Consider the following 23,058-nt stretch of genomic DNA (forward strand, 5'->3'; position numbering starts at 1 on the left):
ATGTGGCGCACACCTCTAGCGTCGTTAATGACTATTGCAGTACTGGGTTTGAGCTTAACCTTGCCAGCTAGCTTATACTTAGTGGTTAAAAATGTGCAACAGGTAAGCAGTGGCTTTGAAGAGGCCAGCGAAATTTCTTTGTTCGTAAAAGAAAGCATGAACGAGCAAGAAACCCAAACCTTAGTAAAGCGCTTAGCACTCTACCCAGAAGTAGAAAGCGTGACCTTTATTTCCAAGCAGCAAGCTCTACAAGAGTTTAAGCAAGTATCTGGATTTGGTCAGGCGTTAAGCTACTTAAATAGCAATCCGTTACCCGATGTTGTGCTCGTTATACCAACATCGCGACACAGACAACCTAATGCCGCAAAAGTACTTTTAACTAAGCTTGAAAGTGAGCGAGAAGTTGATTTTGGCAAGCTTGATATAGCTTGGCTTGAGCGCCTAAATGCATTGCTAAGCCTATTAAAAGAAAGTGTTATTACCATTGCGCTGCTATTGCTTACTTCGGTAACGCTAATAATAGGCAACACTATTCGTTTGTCTATTATGGATAAAAAAGAAGAAATACAAGTAATGAAGCTAGTAGGCGCTACTAATACTTTTATTCACGCCCCCTTTTTATGGACCGGAATATGGTATGGCGTTATAGGCGGATTATTTGCATTTATATGTGTGGCGCTAATGATGTGGTGGCTATCAACTGCGGTTAGCAGTGTGGCAAGCGTTTACCAAACTAGTTTTTCTTTAATTGGTTTAACCTTAAAAGAATTTGGCTCGCTGGTACTGCTTGCTACTAGCTTAGGGTTTATTGGTTCGTACTTATCGGTTAATCGTTATATAAAAGAAATTGAGCCAGATAAAGTCTGACATAAAAGGGTCACATTTTTATATTATTCTTTTTAAAGCAGTTTTTATAAAAGTACTTTAAAGCTATAGCCGGCTTAATTCATCACTTATTCAGTCGCTTAGCGTAGACTTAAAAAATACAAAAAACCACTTGATTTATACTTAAGAAAAGTTTTAAATTGGGGTTAGCACTCTTAGGTAAAGAGTGCTAAGATGGTTTCAAATGTTTATCACCGAGGTGAAAAATGAGTAAAGATTTATACGCAATGGCACTTACAGTTGGACAGCAAAGCGCAAGCATGGACGGTTACCTTCAAGCGGTAAGCACTATTCCTATGCTTAAAGTAGAGCAAGAACAAGAGCTGGCAACACGTCTTCAGGAAGAAGGTGATCTTAGTGCTGCAAAGCAACTCATTATGTCGCACTTACGCTTTGTAGCGCATATTGCAAAAGGCTACTCGGGTTATGGCTTGCCACAAGCAGATTTAATCCAAGAAGGTAATATTGGCCTGATGAAAGCGGTAAAGCGTTTCAACCCAGAAGTGGGTGTGCGTTTAGTATCGTTTGCAGTGCATTGGATTAAAGCAGAAATTCATGAGTTTGTACTTAAAAACTGGCGCATCGTAAAAGTTGCTACCACTAAAGCACAGCGTAAATTGTTTTTTAACCTTCGTAAAAATAAAAAACGTTTAGGTTGGTTTAACCAAGCAGAAGTTAGCACAGTAGCTAGCGAGCTAGGTGTGAGTGAAAAAGAAGTACGTGAAATGGAATCGCGCATGAGCGGCCAAGACATGGGCTTTGACCTTACAGGTGATGACGACGACAGCGCACCAAGCAGCACCTATTCACCAGTACAGTATTTAACTGATGGCACTGCTGACTTAGCTGACGATATTGAGCAGCAACAATGGCAAGAACAATCACATACTCGTTTGTTTAGCGCTCTTAAAACGCTAGATGAACGCTCGCAAGACATTGTAAGCGCACGTTGGTTAACCGACGATAAAGCAACGCTACAAGAACTTGCTGAAAAATACAGTGTATCGGCTGAGCGTGTTCGCCAGTTAGAAAAAACAGCGATGAAAAAGCTACAAGCTGCAATGGTGTAAACCTAACCATTTAGCTAACAAAAAAAAGCCCCGCATATAAAATGCGGGGTTTTTTTGTTTGTTAGGAGAAAAATAGCAGTTTTCAGAAAGCGACTCGCTGTTAACAAAAAACACAGTGCTTAGCTGGCCTTTAATCCTAAGTGATTTTGCTTTGCACATCACTTTTAGTTGCTTCGCTATACCACAGCTCCATAAAGCATTCAGTTAACTTATGTTCTATTTCAAGTGCTTTATCGGTTGGGCAAAATAGGGTGAAGCTTGCTCTAAATTCTCCTAACTCAGTAGTACCAAAGTGAATCTCGGGTTCTGGGCCTGAAATTTTTGCATCTAATTTTCTTTCGATAATAGAGTTATACCGGCTCGCCACTTCTTCAAACTCTTCGCAGTAATGCTTGGCTTTATTGCGAAGAGTTTCGTAAATAGGGTACGGATTAAAGCTGTCTTTACGCACAATATTAAAATGATGAGTAGCAAAGCGTTTAACAAAGTTTAAGTTTTTTATTGGGCTGGTAATTAATTTGTTATTAGGAATAAATATTGTTTTTCTAGAGAATTGATAAGTTCGCATATCAATTTCATGTAAGGTGGTTTTAATCCAGTTGGTCTCTGCTACTTCGCCATAATATTCACCAACTTGTACCCAGTCGCCAATTCTAAATGGGCGGGTTGTTACTAAGTAAAAAAAGCCAATTACACATTGAATAAACTCTCTAGTGGCAAGCACAATAGCAACGGCAAAAGCGGCTATAGACAGTGCAAAGTTTTGAATCTCAGTCGACCATATAAACAGCAGTAACAAAACCATAGTAAAGTTAATAAAGTGCTTAATATTGTGTGCAATGTAGCGAGTATCTTTTTCTTTTTTTTCTGCTCTATATCGCGCCAACTTATCAACAAGTACTTTTAAACTAAATGCGATAGTGAGCACCACCACTGAGATAAGAACTGGGTGTAGTAGTATATCTTTGATCATAAATTCCAAAATACGAGTAATTGCAAACAAGCTTAGTATATTGATTTATGAAACCAATTAGCAAACTTAACCTCAAAAAAATTAAGTTGGGTTAGTCAGTTACTCCATTGCCAACATGGTGATGCTGTTTATTAAGCTGTTTACGACACAAAAGTACAAGCTCAATAGCTGAAATTAAAATTAAAGTATAACCAAGTGTTTCTATCCCTTCTTCTACAATGTTTTTAACTATACGCACGTAGCTCTCACCCATAATAGAGTGCCAAAATTCACCTCTGCCCATAATGCGAGAAAAAGCTAACAACGTAACCAAGCCAGATAAGCAAATGCCATAACTTGGTATTTGAGCATAGGCTTGGATAGAGCTAAAAATAATCCCTCTTTTTCTTATTAGGTAAACAAATGTACAAGCAAGTATAGAATAAACGATAGTTTGCCAGGCGCCATCAAAAACATACATATCAAGGTATGTATCAAATTCTCTTACAAACATCATTGCTGTTAGAGCTGCAAGTAATACCGAAGCTACCTTAAGTTTCGAGCTAATACGCGAGGCATAAAAAAACAAAATAGCACTTAAAAAAGTTAAAATATCTTGCATGTGCTCAGTGAGTGTTTCTTCACTATAAAGTGCATTTTGCTGTAATTCAAAGCCTTCAAGCTGAATTAATGAGGCAACACCAGCTAAGCATAATAAGTAAATAAAAGATCGTAGTAAAAACATGAAAAAATCCACATAGGAGACCATGCGCGAGATTTTAATTACAAAAAGGACAGAAAGCCAAAATATTATGGAAACTTTTTATATATTTATTGGTCTAAAACTTTTGCTGTTAAATTAATGGGTTAAATGTGTAATTGGTGTTTTTATGTTGTTTTTCTTGTAATGGTTTGGTTGGTTTGTTGTGTGTTGCAAGTGTAAATATATTGAGCATAAAAAAAGCCCTTACTAAATAAATAGTAAAGGCCTTTTGCAGTTTAAAGTCGATACTTAGCGCATCGTTACAAACTCTTCTGAGCCAGTCGGGTGTATAGCAACCACAGCATCAAAGTCAGCTTTAGTAGCGCCCATTTTCATGGCGACAGCAAAACCTTGAATCATTTCGTCTACAGCAAAACCTATACCATGCAAGCCGACCACTTTTTCATCTGGACCTGCGCACACTAGCTTCATTTTACAAGGCTGGCGATGTTGCGTAACCGCGGTATACATAGCGGCAAAAGCTGATTGGTATACTTTTACGTTTTCTGCACCGTATTGCGATATAGCTTCTTGCTCTGTTAAGCCAATAGTACCAATGGGTGGATGACTAAATACTACTGTAGGAACTAAGCTGTAATCCATTTTTAAATCATCTGGCAGTTCTTTATTAAATAAGCGCTCAGATAAAGTACGCCCAGCTTTAACTGCTACTGGGGTAAGCTCAATGCCGTTTTCGATAATGTCGCCCACAGCGTATACGTTTTTAGCTGTGGTATTTTGGTACTCGTCTACTTTAACAAAACCTTTGCTGTTAACTTCTACGCCTGCTGCAGCAATATTAATTGCATTTGTGGTTGGCTCGCGGCCAATAGCCCAAATTACTTGGTCTACGTTATGGCTTTTACCATTATCTAAATGCAAGGTTACTGAGCCGTCGTCTTCTTTAACCAATTTATGTGGTACAGATTCGGTATGCAGCGTAGGGCCTTCTTTTGCCATTACTTCAACTAGCGTATCGATTATATATGGGTCAAAGTTACGCAGTGGTGCGTGTTTACGCACAAATAAATGCGTGTCAGTGCCCAAGCTATGTAGTACGCCTGCAAGCTCTACAGCAATGTAACCTGCGCCAATAACAGCAACGCGTTTAGGTTGCTCTTTAAGCTCAAAAAAGCCATTAGAGTCAATGCCGTGCTCAGCACCTTCAATGTTTGGAATGCTTGGACGACCGCCAACAGCAATTAAAATATGATCAGCAGTATAATGCTCACCATCTACTTCAACTGTTTTATTATCTACAAATTTAGCAAAACCTTTAATTACGGTAACGCCGTTGTTTGCAAGGCCATTATCGTAACCTTTATGGATTCGGCCAATGTAGGCTTCGCGGCTTTCTACTAATTTGCCCCAATCAAAACCTTTTACTTCAACATTAAATCCGTAATCAGGCGCATATAAATTAATTGCTTCAGCAACTTGAGCACCATGCCACATTACTTTTTTAGGTACACATCCTACGTTTACACATGTGCCACCCATATGCTTTGCTTCAATAAGTGCTACTTTAGCGCCACGCATTGCCGCACGGTTTGCCGACGCAATACCGCCGCTACCACCGCCAATTGCAATATAATCAAAATGCTGAGCCATGTTTAATCCTCAAAGTTTATTTAACTGTATTGTGCCGATGATAGCATATGCTCAAGGCAAATTACTTAATCAGCATAGGTAAAATTATCATACACCTTGTATAAACGAAAAAGATCTTATTGCGATCATCATAAGCTTAAATGCTCTTGTATTTAGTCACTTTGCCCCAACTTTAATGCTTATAATGCACAAATTTGAGATAAATATGACCAATGCAAACACTAACCCATTAATTGGGCTTGAAGGCTTACCGCCATTTTCAAAAATAAAGCCAGAGCACGTAGTGCCAGCACTAAAGCACGGGATTGAGCAGTGCCGCCAAGCCATTGAAGATGTGCTTGCTAAAAAATCATACACTTGGAACGATTTAGTACTGCCACTAGAAGAAGCCGATGATAAATTATCACGGATGTTTTCGCCGGTATCGCATTTAAATTCGGTAATGAATAACGACGAACTACGTGAGCAATACGAGCAATGTTTACCACTTATTTCTGAGTACTCAACTTTTGTAGGGCAGCATCAAGGTTTGTTTGCAGCTTACAACGCGTTATATAACAGTGATGAATTTAAAACCCTCACTACCGCTCAGAAAAAGTCGATTACTAATGCATTACGCGATTTTAAATTATCGGGTATTGCACTAGAGCCCGCGCAGCAAAAACGTTATGGCGAAATTAGCGCGCGTTTATCAGAGCTGGCCTCTAAATTTGGCAACAATGTTATGGATGCCACATTGGCTTGGCATAAACACATTACCGATGAAAGTGAACTGGCTGGTTTACCAGAGTCGGCGTTGGCTTTAGCTGCCGATACCGCAAAAAGTAAAGAATTAGACGGCTGGGTATTTACGCTCGATTTTCCATCGTACTTACCTATTATGACCTACGCCGATAATCGCGAATTACGCGAAGAAACATACACAGCGTTTTCTACACGTGCGTCTGATCAAGGCCCTAATGCGGGTGAATTTGATAACTCAGCAATTATGAGCGAAGAGCTAGCGCTACGTCATGAACTAGCACAGCTGCTTGGCTTTAATAGCTACGCTGAAAAGTCACTTGCCACTAAAATGGCTGAGACGCCTGCACAAGTATTCTCATTTTTAGAAGACCTAGCGGCTAAATCAAAACCACAAGCAGAGCAAGAACTTGCAGAGCTACAAGCCTACGCAGAGCAAAAACACGGTATTACCGAACTAGCAGCGTGGGATTTTGGTTATTACGGCGAAAAGCTTAAGCAAGACAAATACGCCATTTCAGACGAAGTACTCCGCCCGTATTTTCCAGCTAATAAAGTATTAAGTGGTTTGTTTGAAACAGTTAACCGTTTATTTGGCATTAGTGTAAAAGAAGTCAGTGATTTTGACAGCTACCACAAAGATGTACGCTTTTTTGAAATATACGACAGCAGTAATACGCTACGTGGCCGTTTTTATCTCGACTTATATGCTCGCGATCATAAACGCGGTGGCGCATGGATGGACGACTGTATGGGGCGTAAAGTACGCGCTAGCGGCGAATTGCAAACACCAGTGGCGTATTTAGTTTGTAACTTTAACAAAGCAATAGGCGATAAGCCGGCCTTGTTTACTCATAACGAAGTAACTACTTTATTCCATGAGTTTGGCCATGGTATTCATCATATGCTAACTCAGGTAGATGCAGCTCCTGTTGCAGGCATTAACGGCGTTGCATGGGATGCGGTAGAGCTACCAAGTCAGTTTTTAGAAAACTGGTGCTACGAAGAGCAAGCACTTAGCTTTATTTCAGGGCATTACGAAACCGGCGAGCCACTACCAAAAGAGCTACTAGATAAGTTACTAGCGGCTAAAAACTATAACTCGGGCATGCAAATGCTGCGTCAGTTAGAGTTTTCGTTATTCGACTTTAAAATACATAACGACTACGTAGCCGGTGAGCCATGTAATATTCAAGCTGTGCTTAACGACGTGCGCAGTCGCACCTCGGTAATAAAAGCGCCAGAATTTAACCGCTTTCAGCATGGCTTTAGTCATATTTTTGCCGGTGGTTATAGCGCAGGTTATTACTCGTATAAATGGGCAGAAGTACTCTCTGCCGATGCTTATTCTAAATTTGAAGAAGAGGGCATTTTTAACCCAGAAACAGGGCGAGCATTTATGCAGCACATCCTAGAAAAAGGCGGCAGCGAAGAGCCAATGGAATTATTTAAAAACTTCCGTGGCCGCGAGCCAAATGTTGACGCACTTCTTCGCCACAGCGGTATTGCTGCCTAAAGTATAAAGTTAACTCTATATACTTTTAGTTACTCACCAATACATAGCGGTCAGTTTTCATTATGAAACTGACCGCTTTATTTTTTACAGCATCTGAACTTTAATTACTCTCAAATTTAAGACTATTGTTTTCCTTTCATTGCTATTTTAATGCTTTAAACTAAGGCGCTTGATATACTAAAAAAGTATTTTATCGTCGGAGTGTAGAGTGGTTATTAAGTGTGCCTTTAAAGAGTGCCGTCCTTATTTAAATGAGTTAGAAACACGTTTTGGCTTAGCCCATTGGGCAGAGCAAAGCAGTGGTTTTAGCCTGCATTACGATGATACAGGCCTGAGCTTATATAAAACCGATGAGCCTAAACTGGGCGCAATAAGCGTTGACTTTGTTACGGGCGCTGCAGCGCACAGACGAAAGTTTGGCGGCGGTAAAGGCCAAGCAATTGCCAAAGCAGTAGGCTTAAATAAAGGGGCTACTCCGGTAGTTCTCGACGCTACAGCAGGGCTAGGACGTGATGGTTTTGTATTAGCGTCGCTTGGTTGTAAAGTTATATTGCACGAACGCCACCCCGTAGTTGCAGCACTTTTATACGATGGTCTGCAGCGCGCATACAACGACATTGAAATTGGCCCGTGGATGCAGCAAAACATGAGCCTAATATTTGGCTCAAGCCATACCTTGCTTGCTCAATGCGAAAGCATGCCAGATGTAGTTTACTTAGATCCTATGTTTCCGCATCGCGAAAAATCAGCCTTAGTTAAAAAAGAAATGCGCGTATTTCAAGACTTAGTAGGCGCCGACACCGACGCCGACGATTTACTTGAATTTGCTTATCCGCTTGCAAGTAAACGCGTGGTAGTAAAGCGCCCCGATTACGCCCCGTTTTTAAACGATAAAACTCCTAGCATGCAAATTAAAACGAAAAAAAACCGCTTCGATGTATACGTAAAAGCTGCGATGAACAAGTGAATTTCATTCTAATTCATTGTTAAGTATGTACTTTTTTAGCTGAAACTATACAGTGACATAACGTGGATATATCCTGGGGTTAGCTACATTAGGACTAGGTCGAAATTAGCCACGGTCAGTGTTTAAGTTGTGCGTAGGCGGGGCTTTATGCCGCGCTTATTAAAGAGCTGGCTTTTACTAACCGCTGCAATTTACTCTTTAGTACTTCTCTGCCAGTTGTATATATTTACGCTCTACCAGCTTAGATACGGGTACTAATTCAAAACCTTGTTTGCTGAGCTGTGGTAAAACGTGGCGTAAAAATGCGATTGTTTCAGGGTAGGGGTGGGCAATTGCAATGGCAAACTTATGCTCAGTAGCGTGTTGTTTTAGCTCATCTAGGCGCAGTTGTAACTGTTCTGGTGTGGTTATGTTATCTAAAAAAATATGACGGCCAATATTTTCAACGCCTAAAAAGTTAGCGGCATTTTGTGCCTGGCTTAATTCAGTGGTGCGGCTATCTAAAAAGTATAAATGTCGCTTTTTAAGCACTTCCATTATCCACCTCATAGCTTGACCTTGCTGGGTGAGCGCCGATCCCATGTGATTATTAACCCCTTTAACTTGCGGTAAACTGGCCAAAGCAGTGCCAAGTATTTGCTGTATCTGCTCTTTATTCATATTTAACGTAAGTGCGCCAGGACCAAGCTCCTTGCCGTTAAGTGCTTGCATGGGAATATGCAGTAATAACTCTTTATTTGTTTTACTGGCTAAAGTGGCAAAAGCTTGTGCATAAGGCGTGTGAGGCAAAATTGAATACGACACTTGGCCAGGCAAAGTTAACAGTTCTAAATCTCTCTGGTGATAGCCTATGTCGTCTATTACTATCGCTATTTGCTTGGCTTTAGCATTGAGTGACGCAAAACCAAGCATCAATATCAGCCCTATAATTACTTTCATCTTTATCGCTTTTTAAATTTATAGTTTTTATTATTTTTAGAGCTTATTAATTCAACATCAGTAAGGCTAAAATTATTGCAGGTTAAGTAATTGTTTAGCTTTAGCTAATTGTAAATCAGTTACCTTGCTGGCTAGTTGTGTTTGTTTGCTTTTAGCTTGCTGGTTTTCGATTATAACGGCTTTATCACTTTGTGAAAGGGTTGTTTGATTAATCGCCACGTCGGGCGTAATACCAACACCTTCGATTGATTTCCCCAAAGGAGTGAAGTACTTAGCTGTAGTGAGCTTTAATGCAGTGCTGCCATCACCAAGTGGAATAAGCGATTGCACTGAGCCTTTACCAAAAGATTGGCTGCCAACAACCTTGGCGCGGTTATTATCTTTTAATGCGGCAGCTAAAATTTCGGCTGCTGATGCCGAGTTTTCGTTAATTAGCACGACAATAGGGGCGCCTTTTAAAATGTCTCCGTGTTTGGCATAAAAAGCTTTATTTGCCTCGTTATAGCGCCCTTTGGTTGTAACAATAGTACCGTTTGGTAAAAACAGATCCGATACCGCAACAGCGCTTCTAAGTGTACCGCCGGGGTTGTCACGTAAATCAATAACTAGGCCTTTAAGTGGGTGCCCAAAGTGATTTTGCATGGCTGCTATTTGCAAAGCCACTTCATGTAAAGTGTGGTTAGAAAAACTATTTATAGCTAAATAACCGCTGCCTAAATCTAAGCGCTGGCTAGTAACGCTTTCAAGCTTTATTTTACGGCGACTCACATTAAAATTAAGTGGTTGCGGTTGGTTATCACGCTTTATGGTTAAACTAATATTACTAAGTTTGCTTGCTGTTATTAGTTGAGCAACATGCTCTACGGTGCTGTTTTGTGTTGTTTGATTATTAACGCTAATGATAATGTCACCGGCCATAACCCCAGCACTTTTAGCGGGTGAGTTACTCACTACATTTACAATGGTTACACTGTTATTTATTTGTTTAACCTCAATACCTAAACCGGTATAGCGGCCATTAGTGTTATCAAATAAAGTATTTAATTCGTGTTCATCAAGGTATTTAGAGTAGGGATCGAGCTGAGCATATAAATGCGCAAATTGCTGGTTGTTATAGCTAGTATGAGTGGTGTTTAGTAGGGCAAGATCTTCAACGTAGTAGGTATGAATATTAAATAGGATTTCGGTTATTTGTTGGTTTTTTAATTCTTTAATCGAACTAGAAAACACATTAGCTGAAAAGCTAATAAAAACAAATAGGGCAAGTAAATACAGGCTTAAGCTAAGCGTAAAGCCTGTATTTTTAAACCATTTTGCTACGGTGCTTTTTTTGTCCATCGGCTGCTCCAATACGGCGCAGCGGTTAATTTATACCAATACTATGTTTTACATAAGATTGGTATTTGCTAAATGCGTTTGCACCATTTTTCAGGATTTACTGCACGCCCTTTATGGCGCATTTCAAAGTATAGACCAGAACTTGCTTGCCCGCCGCTTTGGCCAACTAGCGCTACAGTTTCGCCTTCTCTTACCATGTCGCCAACATCTTTCAATAAGGTTTGTGCATGGCCGTAAAGGCTCATAAAGCCCTCACCATGGTCAACTACAATTACCCAGCCGTAGCCTTTTAACCAATCGGCAAATACCACTTGGCCGTTATGAACACTGTTAATATTGCTGCCTTCTTTTGCGCCAATTAATACGCCTTTCCAGTCAATACCACCGTGTTTTCGTTGTCCAAAAGTGTGCTCTAACTTACCTCGGCTTGGCCAGTTAAGTTTACCTTTGCTATTATTGAGGCCGAGTAATTCAACTTTTTTATTTTTTTCTTTCTCTAGCTCTTCAATAGTTGTGATCAGCGTTTGTTGGTTTTCTTTTAAATAGTTAATTGAGCTTTTAGTGTTATTTAGCTGTGCCTGTAAATTTTTTAAATTGGCTTGGCGTTCACTTTGGGCGTTAACTAATGCAGTTTGGCGTCTTTTTTGTTCATCATGCAGGTTTACTAGTTTTTGCTTTGTTTTAGCCAGTTCAGCCTGGTTTTTCGCTATTTGTAACTGCAGCGCTTTTAGCTCTTCGAGTTGTTCAATACGGGCTTTATTTAAATAATTATAATAGCTTAGGGTGCGCTCAAATTTAGCCGTGTCTTCTTGGTTGAGCAGCATTTTTGCATAATCATCGTCGCCACCGGCCATATAAGCACTTTTAAGTTGCGCAGCTAATGCGTGTTGAAACTGTGCATGTTGTTGTTCGAGTTGATCGGCTTTTTGCTGTTGCAGTTGTTGCTGTTGTTTGGTTTTTTTAATCGACTGCTCAGCCATATTTAGGGCTTTGGCGTTTTTAGCTATTTCGAGTTCGTGCTGTTGTAGGTTTTTTTGTAGCGTGGCAACTTTTTTGCGTTGCGCGTTGTATTCAGATTGGCTTTGCTTAAGTGCCGTTTGTACTTCGCTGAGATCTTTTTTGGTACGATCTTCATTAGCGACTGCAGTTGCAGTCGCTAAAAAAGTCAGTATTAAAATTAGCTGAGTAACGCTATTAATACATTTTTGCATAGATTATTTCAACGTCATGATAGGTTTGCCTGTCATTTCAGTTGGCTGCTCCATGCCCATTAAGTGCAGCATAGTAGGCGCTACATCACTAAGCGCCTTACCCTCAGATGGTGTTGCGTCGCGGCCCACATAAATAAATGGCACCGGCTCGCTAGTATGTGCAGTATGGGCTTGGCCTGTTTTAAGGTTGGCCATTTGCTCAGCATTACCATGGTCGGCAGTAATAAGCGCTTCACCGCCATATTCGTTAAGTGCTGCTACTACGCGGCCAATACAGTGATCAACTGCTTCGCAGGCTTTAACTGCCGCTGCAAATACACCAGAGTGACCCACCATATCGCCGTTAGGGTAGTTACAAATAATAGCGTCGTATTTGCCGCTTTTAATTGCCGCAATGAGTTTGTCGGTAAGCATTTCTGAGTTCATTTCGGGCTGCAAATCGTAGGTTGCAACTTGTGGTGAAGGAATAAGTTCGCGGGTTTCACCGTTAAATTCGTCTTCGCGGCCACCACTAAAGAAAAACGTAACGTGGGCGTATTTTTCGGTTTCAGAAATACGTAGTTGAGTTTTACCGTGTTTTTCAAACCATTCGCCAAGTACGTTTACCAGTGGCGTGGGGCCAAATGCAACCGGGGCGTCTATATCTGCAGCGTATTCGGTCATCATTACAAAGGCACTAAGATCGGGTGACTTTTGTTTGGCAAAACCGTCAAAGTTAGGCTCAACAAATGCACGTGTAATTTCACGGGCGCGATCGGCTCTAAAGTTAGCAAATATAACCGTGTCGCCATCGTTAATTTGTACTGGCTCTGCGCCTGCAGGAGTAATGGTGCTTGCGGCTACAAACTCGTCGTTTTCGTCGCGCTCATAAGCTGCTTCAAGTGCGCTCACGCCAGTCGGGTAGCTAAAGTCGCCTTGTGCTAACGTAAGTAAGTTATAGGCTTTTTCTACGCGGTTCCAGCGGTTGTCTCTGTCCATTGCGTAATAACGGCCAATTAGCGATGCTAAGCGGCCACATTGTAGCTTTGTAAATACCGCTTCAATGCGTTCAATAGAGGCTTTTGCACTGCGTGGAGGAGTGTCGCGGCCATCTAAAAAGCCATGAAAGTACACCTCTTTTGCACCGCGTTTTGCAGCAAGTTCAATACTTGCCACAATATGATCTTCGTGGCTGTGTACGCCACCTGGGCTTAATAACCCCATAATGTGCACGGCTTTATCTGCACTTACGGCTTTATCTATGTTATCGACTAGTGCGGGGGTAGAGTCAAATTCGCCATCGTTTATCGCTTTTGTTATACGAGTAAAGTCTTGATAAACAACGCGTCCTGCGCCTAAATTAACGTGGCCAACTTCAGAGTTACCCATTTGACCATCAGGAAGGCCTACATCAAAACCCGAAGCTGAAATTAATGTGCGCGGGCGGGTGGCCCATAATTCATCTAATACAGGGGTATTTGCAGCCAGAATCGCATTACTTTGCTCATCTTCTCGGTATCCCCAGCCATCTAAAATCATTAATACCAGTGGTTTTTTATGCTCTGACATAGTCACTCCTCAAGGTTAACGTTGCGATAAAACACGCTAACATTACCGCTAACATGCTGATGCTAAGCATACCGTGTTTCACAGCTAGGATCAGCAATCAAAATAAGATATTAAAACTTTTTAATATCTTACTAAAAATTAACAACAAGCTGTTACTTTGTTCTTACTAAAAACACCTCATAAAAGCGTATTATGCTTTGCCTTAACTCGCATTTTTAGCTGATTTGGGTATACTTGCGCAGCTAATACCAATTTTATTAAAAACATGCACATTCTAGCTGATTAAATAGCTCATTAACTGCGTTAAAAATAATTTATATAAAACAACTATATATCATCATTTTTACTTGTTATTGACCCATTTCATTGACGCTACAATAGCCCATTAATTTAATGCAATTGGTATAATACCAACTTTATTAAAGCGCTGTGTATGCGAGTAAGGTAAATTAGGTATATATTGTGTTTAAAATTTCACAAAAGTTAGCACTTCTGTTTAATTTTATGTTGTTTGTGAGTAGCTTACCTCTTGTTATACTTGCTTATAGAGTTAATGCAATTGGTATTGAACGAAAAAAATAGCTAAAACATCACGTTTTAGGATGTAATTTTATAGTGGATGTCGAATGGATCAATATATTGAATTTATCACCAATCACCCAATTTTAAGTGCAGCTTGGGTGGGTATTGTGTTTCTTATTGTTAGTGGTTGGATCAAAAGTAAACTCTCAGCAGTGCGCCAAATAAACCCTCAGCAGTTAACGCTGCTTATCAACCGTGAAGACGGTCAAGTTATTGATATGCGTGCGCAAAAAGAGTTTAACACCGGACATATTGCCGGTGCTCAGCATTTAAGCCCTGAAAATGCGAAAAAATCTGACTTTTCAAACCTTGAAAAGTATAAGAGTAAACCCATTATATTGGTATGTACTACAGGCATGACCGCTTCAGGAACTGCAACCGCTATGCATAAAGCGGGTTTTGAGCAGGTAAGTGTGTTATCTGGTGGTATGGGCGCGTGGCAATCTGCGAGCTTACCAACTACAACCGGTCGCTAATAAATATTAGCTCCGATAGAGGATATATTATGAGTAATGTTGTTTTATACACCAAAGCGTATTGCCCTTTTTGTCAACGTGCTCGTGCACTTTTAGACAGTAAAGGTGTGCAATACACAAACTTTGATATTGGTGTACAGCCTGAGCTGCGCGATGAAATGATCGCCAAAGCAGGCGGCGCAAGCACGGTACCGCAAATCTTTATTAATGATGAGCATATAGGTGGCTGCGACGACATGATGGCAATAGAAGCACAAGGTCAACTTGATAAAAAGCTAAATGCCACACTAAACGCTTAAATTTAACTAATTATAATAACGAACAGGTTAAGGATTACAATGAACGAAGAAACGCAAAACGCAGCAGCACAACAAGAAACTGGCGCACAATTTACTATTCAACGTATTTACACAAAAGACGTGTCGTTTGAAACGCCAAATTCTCCAGCTATTTTTCAAAAAGAATGGACACCAGAAGTTAAGTTAGACCTAGACACTCGCTCTAATAAGTTAGACGAAGGTGTATTTGAAGTGGTTTTAGCACTAACAGTGACTGCATCTATTGGCGAAGAAACGGCCTTTTTATGTGAAATTCAACAAGCAGGTATTTTTACTATTGCTGATGTTGAAGAAACACAACTTGCTCATATGCTTGGTGCATTTTGCCCTAACGTATTGTTTCCATATGCGCGTGAAGCAGTTTCTAACCTTGTTAACCGTGGTACTTTTCCACAGCTTAACCTTGCGCCAGTTAACTTTGACGCATTATTTGCACAATACATGCAACAACGCACAGCGCAAGCTGAGCAGGCATCAGTAGACGCTTAAATTATGAGTACAGCAACTTCAGCTGTTACTGTATTAGGGGCGGGGTCTTATGGCACCGCCCTTGCTATTTGTTTAGCCCGAAATGGTCACCAAGTGACACTTTGGGGGCGCAATAGCGACGACGTTGCCACGCTTGCAGCTGAGCGAAAAAATCAACGTTACTTACCTGATATTCCTTTTCCCGACACTTTAACTCTTGAAGCCGACTTACAACGTGCTGCTGCAAGTAATCAAATAGTGTTAGTGGTTGTGCCTAGCCATGCATTTGGCGACACCTTAAAGCAAATTAAACCTGCTTTACAGCAAGGCGCAAAAGTTGCGTGGGCAACTAAAGGGTTAGAGCCAAATACCGGACGCTTATTACAAGAAGTTGCAGTACAAGAGCTTGGCGATGCAATTCCATTAGCGGTGCTTTCGGGGCCAACATTTGCTAAAGAAATGGCCATGGGATCACCTACTGCTATTTCGGTTTCATCCACCTCTACAGAGTTTGCACAACAGTTAGCTGATTTACTGCACTGCGGTCGCTCATTTAGAGTGTACAACAATGATGATTTTATTGGCATACAGCTAGGTGGTGCGGTTAAAAACGTTATTGCTATTGGTGCAGGCATTTCCGATGGCGTAGGTTTTGGCGCTAATGCACGCACGGCACTAATTACTCGCGGCCTTGCAGAACTAACACGCTTAGGCTGTGCTTTGGGCGCAAAACCCGAAACCTTTATGGGGATGGCAGGCCTTGGTGATTTAATTTTAACCTGCACAGATAACCAATCGCGTAATCGTCGCTTTGGTTTAGCGTTAGGCAAAGGCGAAAGCGTAGAAGCTGCAATAGAGTCTATAGGCCAAGTGGTCGAAGGCTTTAGAAACACCAAAGAGGTGTATTTATTAGCGCAGCGCAGCGGTGTAGAAATGCCAATCACCGAGCAAATCTATAAAGTACTGTACGAAAATAAAGACATGAAAGAAGCGGCTATGGCCTTATTAGGCCGAGAGCAGCGCTCAGAATAAAAGGGCAGCTTTCATAAAACTAGGTTTTAGGTGTCAGGTTTTAGGTAGACATTAGCCAAGCTCGGTGTGTGGGTTAAACCGCAGGCGGGCTTTATGTCGCGCAGGTTAAGCTTTAAACCTGCGCGAGGTAAACTCCCACCTACAAGTTAGGCGCTTGGTTTATATCACTTACCTAAACCTTGCGCCTAAAACTATTTACTTCTTACTTCGCGCCCGGAAACCCAAGCTGGCGCCATGATTCATACACAAACACCGAAACCGCGTTAGATAAGTTCATACTGCGGCTATTGGCTTGCATCGGAATGCGTACCCGTTGCTCGTTTGGAAGCGATTGAATTAGCTCATCCGGAAGGCCGCGCGTTTCAGGGCCAAATACTAAACAGTCGCCGGCCTCGTATTGTGCCTGATGATGAAATTGGCTGCCTTTAGTGGTGCAAGCGTATATTTTTTTAGGCTTGCATGCTTCTAGGTAAGCTTCAAACGAAGCATGGCGCTGTACATGGCTAAATTCATGATAATCAAGGCCGGCACGTTTTATTCGTTTGTCATCCCATGCAAAGCCAAGTGGCTCAATTAAATGTAGCGAATAGCCCGTATTTGCACATAAGCGAATAATATTACCCGTATTCGGTGGGATTTCAGGTTGGTATAAAACAATATCCAGCATAACGAGCCTTATAAAATAGTCAGTAATTTAACGATTTGCAGTATACACGAAAGCGTGTAAAAAACTGATATACTCACTTTATTCAATACACATATTAACGGATAAATACGTGCATAATCGCAGTTACGAATTTTGGGTAAAAACCTCTAGTTTAGTCACTATGGTCATGGTGAGCTTAATGATTGCAGCTAAAACCTGGGCATGGCTTGCCTCGGGTTCAGCGTCAATGCTGGGCTCATTAACCGATTCACTCATGGATATTACTGCCACAGCTATGAGTTTTTTAGTATTAGGTTATGCGCTGCGCCCTGCCGATGACGACCACCGTTTTGGTCACGGCAAAGCCGAAGCGCTCGCTGGGCTAGGGCAGGCCGCATTTATTGCAGGTTCAGGCTGTTTGTTAGCGTTTCATAGTATAGAACGCTTGTTTAATCCTTTAGAGCTCACTCATTCATTATTAGGTGTATGGGTAAGTATTTTTGCTATTGCCTGTACGTTAGTGATTGTATTTGTACAAAATAAAGTAGTTAAACATACCGAATCTATTGCAATAAAGGCCGACTCAGTACATTACAAAGGTGACTTGATTTTAAATGCTGCGGTACTACTGGCTATTTTACTCTCGTATTATGGTGTGTTGTACGCGGACCCTATTTTTGCAGTTGGCGTTGCCGGTTACCTACTTTATAACAGCTGGGATATAGCCCGAGATAGCGCAGATCACTTAATGGACAAAGAGCTGCCAGACGAAGAAAAACAACGTATTTTAGATGTATCGAAAAGCCATATCGATGTGCGCGGTGTACACGGTGTTCGTACCCGACAAGGTGGGAAAGTTAAGTTTATTCAATTACATTTAGAGCTAGATGATCACCTAAGCTTAATTCGCGCGCACAACGTAGCCGATGAAGTAGAGGCAATGATCACTAAAGAGTTTGAATCAGAAGTTGATATTCTAATTCACCTAGACCCTTTATCTTCCGTGGAACTGAGTGACACTGAGGGAGCCGCAGTAACTGAATCGTAAGCAAAGCTGGTATCTCAGGTTAAAACCAAGCAAACACCAGATTTAACCTGATACCTTCGCCATAGGCGTGAGTTTAGTTTACCTCACGCAGGGTTTTAAAAGCTTAACAAGCGCGGTATAAAGCCCCGCCTATGGTTAACCTAAACACCGAGCTTGGTTTTTTCTCTACCTGAAACCTAACACCTCAAACATAAAACCTAAACCTTTGCCGTAGGCGGGAGTTTACCTCGCGCAGGGTTTTAAAAATTTAACAAGCGCGGCATAAAGCCCCGCCTACGGTTTAACCCAAACACCGAGCTTGGCTAATTCCTACCAAAACCTGACGTCTAATACCTCAAATCTAAACCTTTGCCGTAGACGGGAGTTTACCTCGCGCAGGGTTTTAAAAGCTTAACAAGCGCGGCATAAAGCGCCTCCTAGGTTAACCTAAACATCGAGCTTGGTTTTTTCTACCTAAAACCTGACGCCTAATACCTAAAACCTGCTCTTCCACACCTATTCACAAAACTGGTACAAACTTGTTAGCAATGGCTGGCGTATTTCATCACGTTCAAATAATAGTTCGTGCTTAGCGCCGGCAAAGCTCTTTATTATTGCCTGGTTATGTCGGTTTGCTAATTTATATTGCGCGGTGTTATCTACTACTTCGTCGCGCTCTGCGCTGGCAATAAACAGCGGAATATTTATGCTTAACTTATCAACCGATGCAATAAAGGTAAATGCGGCTTGTAGCCAACCATAGGTTACGCCACCAAGTTGCAGTAGTGGGTCTTGATAAGTTTGCCTAAAGTTTTTATAACGCACTTGGCTGCTAGTTAATGAGTTTAAAGCAAACTCTTCTGGGCTGTAATCGTTTTGCCCTAGGGCATAACTTTGTGAAAAACCGAAAAAAACAGCTGCGTTAGCAATTAGTTTTGCCAACGGTTTTGGAGTGTTTTTAGTGTGAATATCAAACATAGGTGCCGATAAAAATAACCCACTAAAACTATTTTCAAAATGAGCTAAATAGTCAAAGGCAATTGCGCCGCCCATTGAGTGGCCAAGCAGTATTTTTTTGCCTTGCCAGTGGTTATCAACAATTTGTTGATTAAATAAATGCAGATCGTGGCGATAATCAGTAAAACATTTTACATAGCCTTTATGCTTATTAGCTAACTGTCGGTAAGAGCGGCCTTGCCCTTGATGATCAACAATAAACACGGCAAAATTATTAGTGTACAGTTCCCACAATAGCTCTTTGTATTTATCAAGCCCTTCAATGCGCCCTGAGCTAATAACAATCGCGGTATGCGCATGCTCAGGTTTTGCATAGGCGTAAAATAACTGCCCGGCAGGGGTATTTAAATAGGCTTTAACTAGGGTGTTGTTATAAAAATCATTAATACTGGGTTGATTATCAACAAGCTCGTTTTCACTACTGTAAAACATTCTCTACTCTTTTATTATTGGCAAAGTAACCATGGCGCACAGGCCACCTTGTGGTTTATTTGATAAAACCAAGCTGCCGCCATGAGCAATAATCGCATTTTTGGCAATCGCTAAGCCTAAACCCGTGCCACCACTCACTCGGTCACGCGCATCTGACTGCCTAAAAAACGGCTCACATAGCTTACTAAGCTGGTTATTTGGTACACCTGGGCCATCATCACATATTTCAATATAAATGGCATCACCGTGCTTTAGGGTAAGGCTAATAGTGTGCTGTGCATATTTAATCGCGTTGCGCAGTAAGTTTTCCAGTGCGCTGGCAATTAGCGCTTCATCGCAATTTAGTGTTACCGCCGCCGAGCCGCTTACTTGCAGTTGCTTGTTGTGCTGTTTTGCTTCAAAGGTGGCATCGTTAAGTACATGATCAACAATATCTTGCAGTGACTGTTTGTGTAGCGATAACGCTTGGCTATTTGCCTCTAAGCGCGACACTTGCAATACATCGGCAATCATTTTATCAAGCTGGTTGGCTTCTTTTTCTATGCGCAGTAAGTACGATTGGCTGGCTTCGTTAGCTTGCATTTGCGCAAGGCCGGTCGCCATTTTTAAGCGAGTAAGCGGCGAGCGTAGTTCGTGTGATATATCAGCCAGTAGGCGTTTTTGTGCGCTAATTAATTGCGCTAATTGGTCGGCCATACGGTTAAAGTCGCGCCCTAATATTCCTAGCTCATCTTTACGATTTACCGAAATTGCGGCGCGCGCTGTTAAATCACCCGCAGAGAGTTTTATAGCGGCTTTTTTTAAGCTATTAATAGGGGCAATTAAGTTACGGCTAAATAAAAAACTTAAAATAAGTGAGGCAATTATAGCAATTGATATTTTTATCCAACCCGGCATTAACTTTAACCGCAGATATAGCGGCGTATGGTTGTAAATATCTATTTCATATAAATAAAAATCACCTTCAGGTACTCTAATTTTTATTGGCCCAATTGCTTGGTATTTTTCGGTATAAATAACTTGCGGCGGCATGCTCTTAGTAAAGTTAAGCAAGCTTAAATCAACATCGCCGGGTATGCTTTTATTTGTTAGCGAATCTTCTAGCTGCTCTGCATTTAAATACAAAAGCTTACCATTAGTACGCCGAGGGTGCTTTAGCGTATCGTTAAGCGAACGCTTGTGCTTTATGGTAGAGCGCTCAATGTTTTTAGCGGTATAAGCTAAGTTTTTTTCCATTGGGCCATGCAAAGGGTTATAACTAACAGAGTTAATAGTTGTAACACTACTTAAAAATATAAGTGCCGCACCTGTGCCAATAATAGTTAACCAAAACCAAGTGAAAATTTTAAAAAACAAATAGTGCCGAGGATGTTTAAGCCAGCTAAAACTTGCCAATTTATTCGCCTTGAATAAAGACATAGCCCGTCCCTCTAATGGTTTTAATTAGCTCGTTAGGTAAGTGTTCAGCTATTTTTTTACGAATGTTGCTAACGTGCATATCAATAGAGCGATCAAACGAGGCTAAGCGCCTGCCAAGTACATCTTCACTTATTTGCTCTTTACTAACTACTTCACCAGCGCGCTTGGCTAGGAGTGCGAGTATTTCGTATTCGGTGCCAGTAAGGGTTAAGGTTGTTTGTTTAATTAAGGCTTCACGGGCGGCTAAATTAATAGTAACCCCGTTAACCACTAATTTATTATTGCTAGTGGCATTCATGGTGGTTATATGTTCAATACGGCGCGTAATTGCTTTAACTCGGGCAAGTAACTCACGGTGATTAAAAGGTTTAGGTATGTAATCGTCTGCGCCAAGTTCAAGGCCAAAAATACGATCAAAATCTTCGCCTTTGGCGGTAAGCATAATTACCGGTGTAAGCTTGGTTTGCCTAAGTTGTTTAAGTACTTCAAAACCATCAAGGGTAGGCAGCATTACATCAAGTAGTATTAGTGCGTAGTCGTTCGCTTGCGCTAGTTTTAAGCCCTGCTCGCCGTCGTGTACGCTTTGCACGCTAAACCCTTGCGCGGTTAAATACTCGCTTAATAGCTCACACAAACCTGTGTCGTCATCAATCATTAATAGTTTCATTTTCAAACCCTTGGGTTGTGCCGTATGTGCTGATTTTACCTGCTTAATAGTACAAAAGTGAATCTTTACATAACCTTTACACTGCTTTGCGTTACTTTGCATTGCAGCGGGTATAGTTACCTCAACAGATTAAAACAACCAATCCAATAGTAAAGGTAATGATTATGACTAAAGTAAATACACTTTCAAAACTAGTACTTATTTGTGGCTTAGCAACCGCTACTTTCGGTGCAACCAGTGTTATGGCCAAAGGCGATATGCATAAGCAAGGTCGCCACTCACAAGCGCACTTTTTACTATCGGAGCGCGGCGCTGATAAACTTGATTTAACACAAGAGCAGCAAACTAAATTAGAAGCTATATTTGCAGCACAAAAAACGCAAATGCAAGCACTTAAAGGCACCGACAAAGAAGCGCGCAAAGCACAGCGCACCGCTCACAAAGCTAAAATGGAAAGCTTATTATCGGCAGCAACATTTGACGAAAATGCAGCAAAAGAGCTACTAGCTCAACGCCACGAAAAAGGTGAGGAAATGGGTTTAATTAAATTAAAAACCCAGCACCAAGTGTGGCAAGTTCTAAATGCAGAGCAGCAAGAAAAGTTTGCAAAAATGCAAAAGCGCATGGGTAAGAAAAAACATTCAAAATAGTCGGTGTTTAAATTACCCGTAGGCGAGGGCTTGCCACCGCGCTGCGCGCACGTAGTGCTAAAGATATATTCACAAAGAGGTTAAGAGCCGCTGCGCTTTAGAGGAGTAAACAGTAAATTAGTTGTTTAAATGGCTTCTCATTTGCTCTCATTGTCTTCTCTTTGTGAAAAAGGTTGGTTTTAGCTAGAGCCAAGATCGGTGTTTAAATTACCCGTAGGCGGGGCTTTATGCCGCGCTGGTTAAATTTAAAAACTGCGCGAGGTAAACTCCCGCCTGCAAACTCCAGACAAAAGACAAAGCCAAGCACGGTGCTTGGCTTATATACTTTGCTGCTCTCTAAACCTATTTATTACTTAAAAAAGTCATCTTCATTTTTTGCCATCATGGCTTCTATGTCTTCAATCATATCTTGGCTAAAATCTTCAGCTGAGGTTATAGGGGCTGAAATTCTGTTATTTTCAAACGACCATTCGCCTAAATCAATAAGCTGACAACGTTTTGAACAAAACGGGCGATGTGGGCTTTGCTCTGACCATTCAACCTTACTTTTACAGGTTGGGCAGTTAACAATAGTTGGCATAGTAATCTCTCAATCTTGTTTTAAATGGTGCTGTCTAATAGCCAAACTCTAAGTCAGTTTAAATGCTTTTAGTATTGTATTGGCTTTTATAGAGTCGTATCATTTTTCTGATATCTGATATCTGATATCTGATATCTGATATCTGATATCTGATATCTGATATCTGATATCTGATATCTGATA

Annotated in this window: 22 protein-coding genes; 10 read left to right on the forward strand and 12 right to left on the reverse strand. The window is 41.1% G+C overall.

The window, feature by feature from the left end; translation table 11 throughout:
- On the forward strand, nucleotides 1-867 hold an 867-nt coding region (gene ftsX, locus I6F41_RS11120), incomplete at its 5' end, for a permease-like cell division protein FtsX (RefSeq protein WP_197108407.1).
- A gap of 224 nt (nucleotides 868-1,091) precedes the next feature.
- Entirely contained in the window at nucleotides 1,092-1,955 is an 864-nt protein-coding gene (gene rpoH, locus I6F41_RS11125) for an RNA polymerase sigma factor RpoH (RefSeq protein WP_011327068.1), read from the forward strand.
- Between the two features lie 136 nt (nucleotides 1,956-2,091).
- Here the strand turns inward: rpoH and I6F41_RS11130 are convergent, their stop codons facing one another.
- From I6F41_RS11130 to gorA, 3 genes are all read right to left on the reverse strand, one after another.
- Nucleotides 2,092-2,928, reverse strand: coding sequence for a mechanosensitive ion channel family protein (locus tag I6F41_RS11130; protein WP_011327069.1), 837 nt, complete (start codon nucleotides 2,926-2,928; stop codon nucleotides 2,092-2,094).
- A gap of 91 nt (nucleotides 2,929-3,019) precedes the next feature.
- Complete coding sequence (locus I6F41_RS11135) at nucleotides 3,020-3,652, reverse strand: hypothetical protein (protein WP_197108409.1); 633 nt, start codon at nucleotides 3,650-3,652, stop codon at nucleotides 3,020-3,022.
- Between the two features lie 267 nt (nucleotides 3,653-3,919).
- Nucleotides 3,920-5,281: a glutathione-disulfide reductase gene (gene gorA, locus I6F41_RS11140; RefSeq protein WP_011327071.1), complete on the reverse strand. Its 1,362-nt coding sequence runs from the start codon at nucleotides 5,279-5,281 to the stop codon at nucleotides 3,920-3,922.
- 205 nt (nucleotides 5,282-5,486) lie between these two features.
- Between gorA and prlC the strand changes: the two genes are divergently transcribed.
- The gene (gene prlC, locus I6F41_RS11145) at nucleotides 5,487-7,538 is read left to right on the forward strand and encodes an oligopeptidase A (protein WP_182684014.1); all 2,052 of its coding nucleotides are present in this window, start codon (nucleotides 5,487-5,489) and stop codon (nucleotides 7,536-7,538) included.
- Between the two features lie 208 nt (nucleotides 7,539-7,746).
- Nucleotides 7,747-8,505: a class I SAM-dependent methyltransferase gene (locus I6F41_RS11150; RefSeq protein ID WP_197108411.1), complete on the forward strand. Its 759-nt coding sequence runs from the start codon at nucleotides 7,747-7,749 to the stop codon at nucleotides 8,503-8,505.
- Nucleotides 8,506-8,703: 198 nt separating this feature from the next.
- Here the strand turns inward: I6F41_RS11150 and I6F41_RS11155 are convergent, their stop codons facing one another.
- The 4 genes from I6F41_RS11155 to gpmM form a co-directional block, all read right to left on the reverse strand.
- A complete protein-coding gene (locus tag I6F41_RS11155) occupies nucleotides 8,704-9,444 on the reverse strand; it encodes a divergent polysaccharide deacetylase family protein (RefSeq protein ID WP_179807181.1) in 741 nt (246 codons plus the stop codon).
- A 72-nt stretch (nucleotides 9,445-9,516) separates the two neighbouring features.
- A complete protein-coding gene (locus tag I6F41_RS11160) occupies nucleotides 9,517-10,782 on the reverse strand; it encodes a S41 family peptidase (RefSeq protein WP_197108413.1) in 1,266 nt (421 codons plus the stop codon).
- Nucleotides 10,783-10,850: 68 nt separating this feature from the next.
- The gene (locus tag I6F41_RS11165; RefSeq protein WP_197108415.1) at nucleotides 10,851-11,993 is read right to left on the reverse strand and encodes a murein hydrolase activator EnvC family protein; all 1,143 of its coding nucleotides are present in this window, start codon (nucleotides 11,991-11,993) and stop codon (nucleotides 10,851-10,853) included.
- Nucleotides 11,994-11,996: 3 nt separating this feature from the next.
- On the reverse strand, nucleotides 11,997-13,541 hold the full coding sequence (gene gpmM / locus I6F41_RS11170) for a 2,3-bisphosphoglycerate-independent phosphoglycerate mutase (RefSeq protein WP_197108416.1): 1,545 nt from the start codon (nucleotides 13,539-13,541) through the stop codon (nucleotides 11,997-11,999).
- A gap of 626 nt (nucleotides 13,542-14,167) precedes the next feature.
- Between gpmM and I6F41_RS11175 the strand changes: the two genes are divergently transcribed.
- From I6F41_RS11175 to gpsA, 4 genes are read left to right on the forward strand one after another with little or no spacing between them, the layout of a single operon-like run.
- Complete coding sequence (locus I6F41_RS11175) at nucleotides 14,168-14,599, forward strand: rhodanese-like domain-containing protein (protein ID WP_011327078.1); 432 nt, start codon at nucleotides 14,168-14,170, stop codon at nucleotides 14,597-14,599.
- Nucleotides 14,600-14,628: 29 nt separating this feature from the next.
- Nucleotides 14,629-14,898 carry a glutaredoxin 3 gene (grxC, locus tag I6F41_RS11180; RefSeq protein ID WP_011327079.1) on the forward strand — a complete coding sequence of 90 codons (270 nt, stop codon included), beginning with the start codon at nucleotides 14,629-14,631 and terminating at the stop codon, nucleotides 14,896-14,898.
- A gap of 39 nt (nucleotides 14,899-14,937) precedes the next feature.
- A complete protein-coding gene (gene secB / locus I6F41_RS11185) occupies nucleotides 14,938-15,426 on the forward strand; it encodes a protein-export chaperone SecB (protein WP_011327080.1) in 489 nt (162 codons plus the stop codon).
- 3 nt (nucleotides 15,427-15,429) lie between these two features.
- Entirely contained in the window at nucleotides 15,430-16,437 is a 1,008-nt protein-coding gene (gene gpsA, locus I6F41_RS11190) for an NAD(P)H-dependent glycerol-3-phosphate dehydrogenase (RefSeq protein ID WP_197108418.1), read from the forward strand.
- 202 nt (nucleotides 16,438-16,639) lie between these two features.
- On the opposite strand, the gene trmL is transcribed toward gpsA, so the two are convergent.
- On the reverse strand, nucleotides 16,640-17,104 hold the full coding sequence (trmL, locus tag I6F41_RS11195) for a tRNA (uridine(34)/cytosine(34)/5-carboxymethylaminomethyluridine(34)-2'-O)-methyltransferase TrmL (RefSeq protein ID WP_011327082.1): 465 nt from the start codon (nucleotides 17,102-17,104) through the stop codon (nucleotides 16,640-16,642).
- A 109-nt stretch (nucleotides 17,105-17,213) separates the two neighbouring features.
- Here trmL and I6F41_RS11200 point away from each other — a divergent pair, with 109 nt between their 5' ends.
- The gene (locus I6F41_RS11200) at nucleotides 17,214-18,131 is read left to right on the forward strand and encodes a cation diffusion facilitator family transporter (protein WP_331460882.1); all 918 of its coding nucleotides are present in this window, start codon (nucleotides 17,214-17,216) and stop codon (nucleotides 18,129-18,131) included.
- Between the two features lie 495 nt (nucleotides 18,132-18,626).
- On the opposite strand, the gene I6F41_RS11205 is transcribed toward I6F41_RS11200, so the two are convergent.
- Genes I6F41_RS11205 through I6F41_RS11215 form a run of 3 tightly spaced genes read right to left on the reverse strand, consistent with a single transcriptional unit; the run spans nucleotide 18,627 to nucleotide 21,645 of the window.
- Nucleotides 18,627-19,559, reverse strand: coding sequence for an alpha/beta fold hydrolase (locus tag I6F41_RS11205; protein WP_197108420.1), 933 nt, complete (start codon nucleotides 19,557-19,559; stop codon nucleotides 18,627-18,629).
- Nucleotides 19,560-19,562: 3 nt separating this feature from the next.
- Nucleotides 19,563-20,978: an ATP-binding protein gene (locus tag I6F41_RS11210; protein WP_197108422.1), complete on the reverse strand. Its 1,416-nt coding sequence runs from the start codon at nucleotides 20,976-20,978 to the stop codon at nucleotides 19,563-19,565.
- A complete protein-coding gene (locus tag I6F41_RS11215) occupies nucleotides 20,956-21,645 on the reverse strand; it encodes a response regulator transcription factor (RefSeq protein ID WP_193039020.1) in 690 nt (229 codons plus the stop codon). The genes I6F41_RS11210 and I6F41_RS11215 overlap by 23 nt, the downstream gene beginning before the upstream one ends.
- Nucleotides 21,646-21,809: 164 nt before the next feature.
- On the opposite strand from I6F41_RS11215, the gene I6F41_RS11220 reads away from it, so the two are divergent.
- Nucleotides 21,810-22,295, forward strand: a complete 486-nt coding sequence (locus I6F41_RS11220; RefSeq protein WP_086996570.1) for a Spy/CpxP family protein refolding chaperone — start codon at nucleotides 21,810-21,812, stop codon at nucleotides 22,293-22,295.
- Between the two features lie 349 nt (nucleotides 22,296-22,644).
- Here the strand turns inward: I6F41_RS11220 and yacG are convergent, their stop codons facing one another.
- Nucleotides 22,645-22,875, reverse strand: coding sequence for a DNA gyrase inhibitor YacG (gene yacG / locus I6F41_RS11225; RefSeq protein ID WP_011327088.1), 231 nt, complete (start codon nucleotides 22,873-22,875; stop codon nucleotides 22,645-22,647).
- Nucleotides 22,876-23,058: the final 183 nt, after the last annotated feature.

Source organism: Pseudoalteromonas sp. SCQQ13 (assembly GCF_015864415.1).
In the GTDB taxonomy this organism is placed as follows: domain Bacteria; phylum Pseudomonadota; class Gammaproteobacteria; order Enterobacterales; family Alteromonadaceae; genus Pseudoalteromonas; species Pseudoalteromonas nigrifaciens.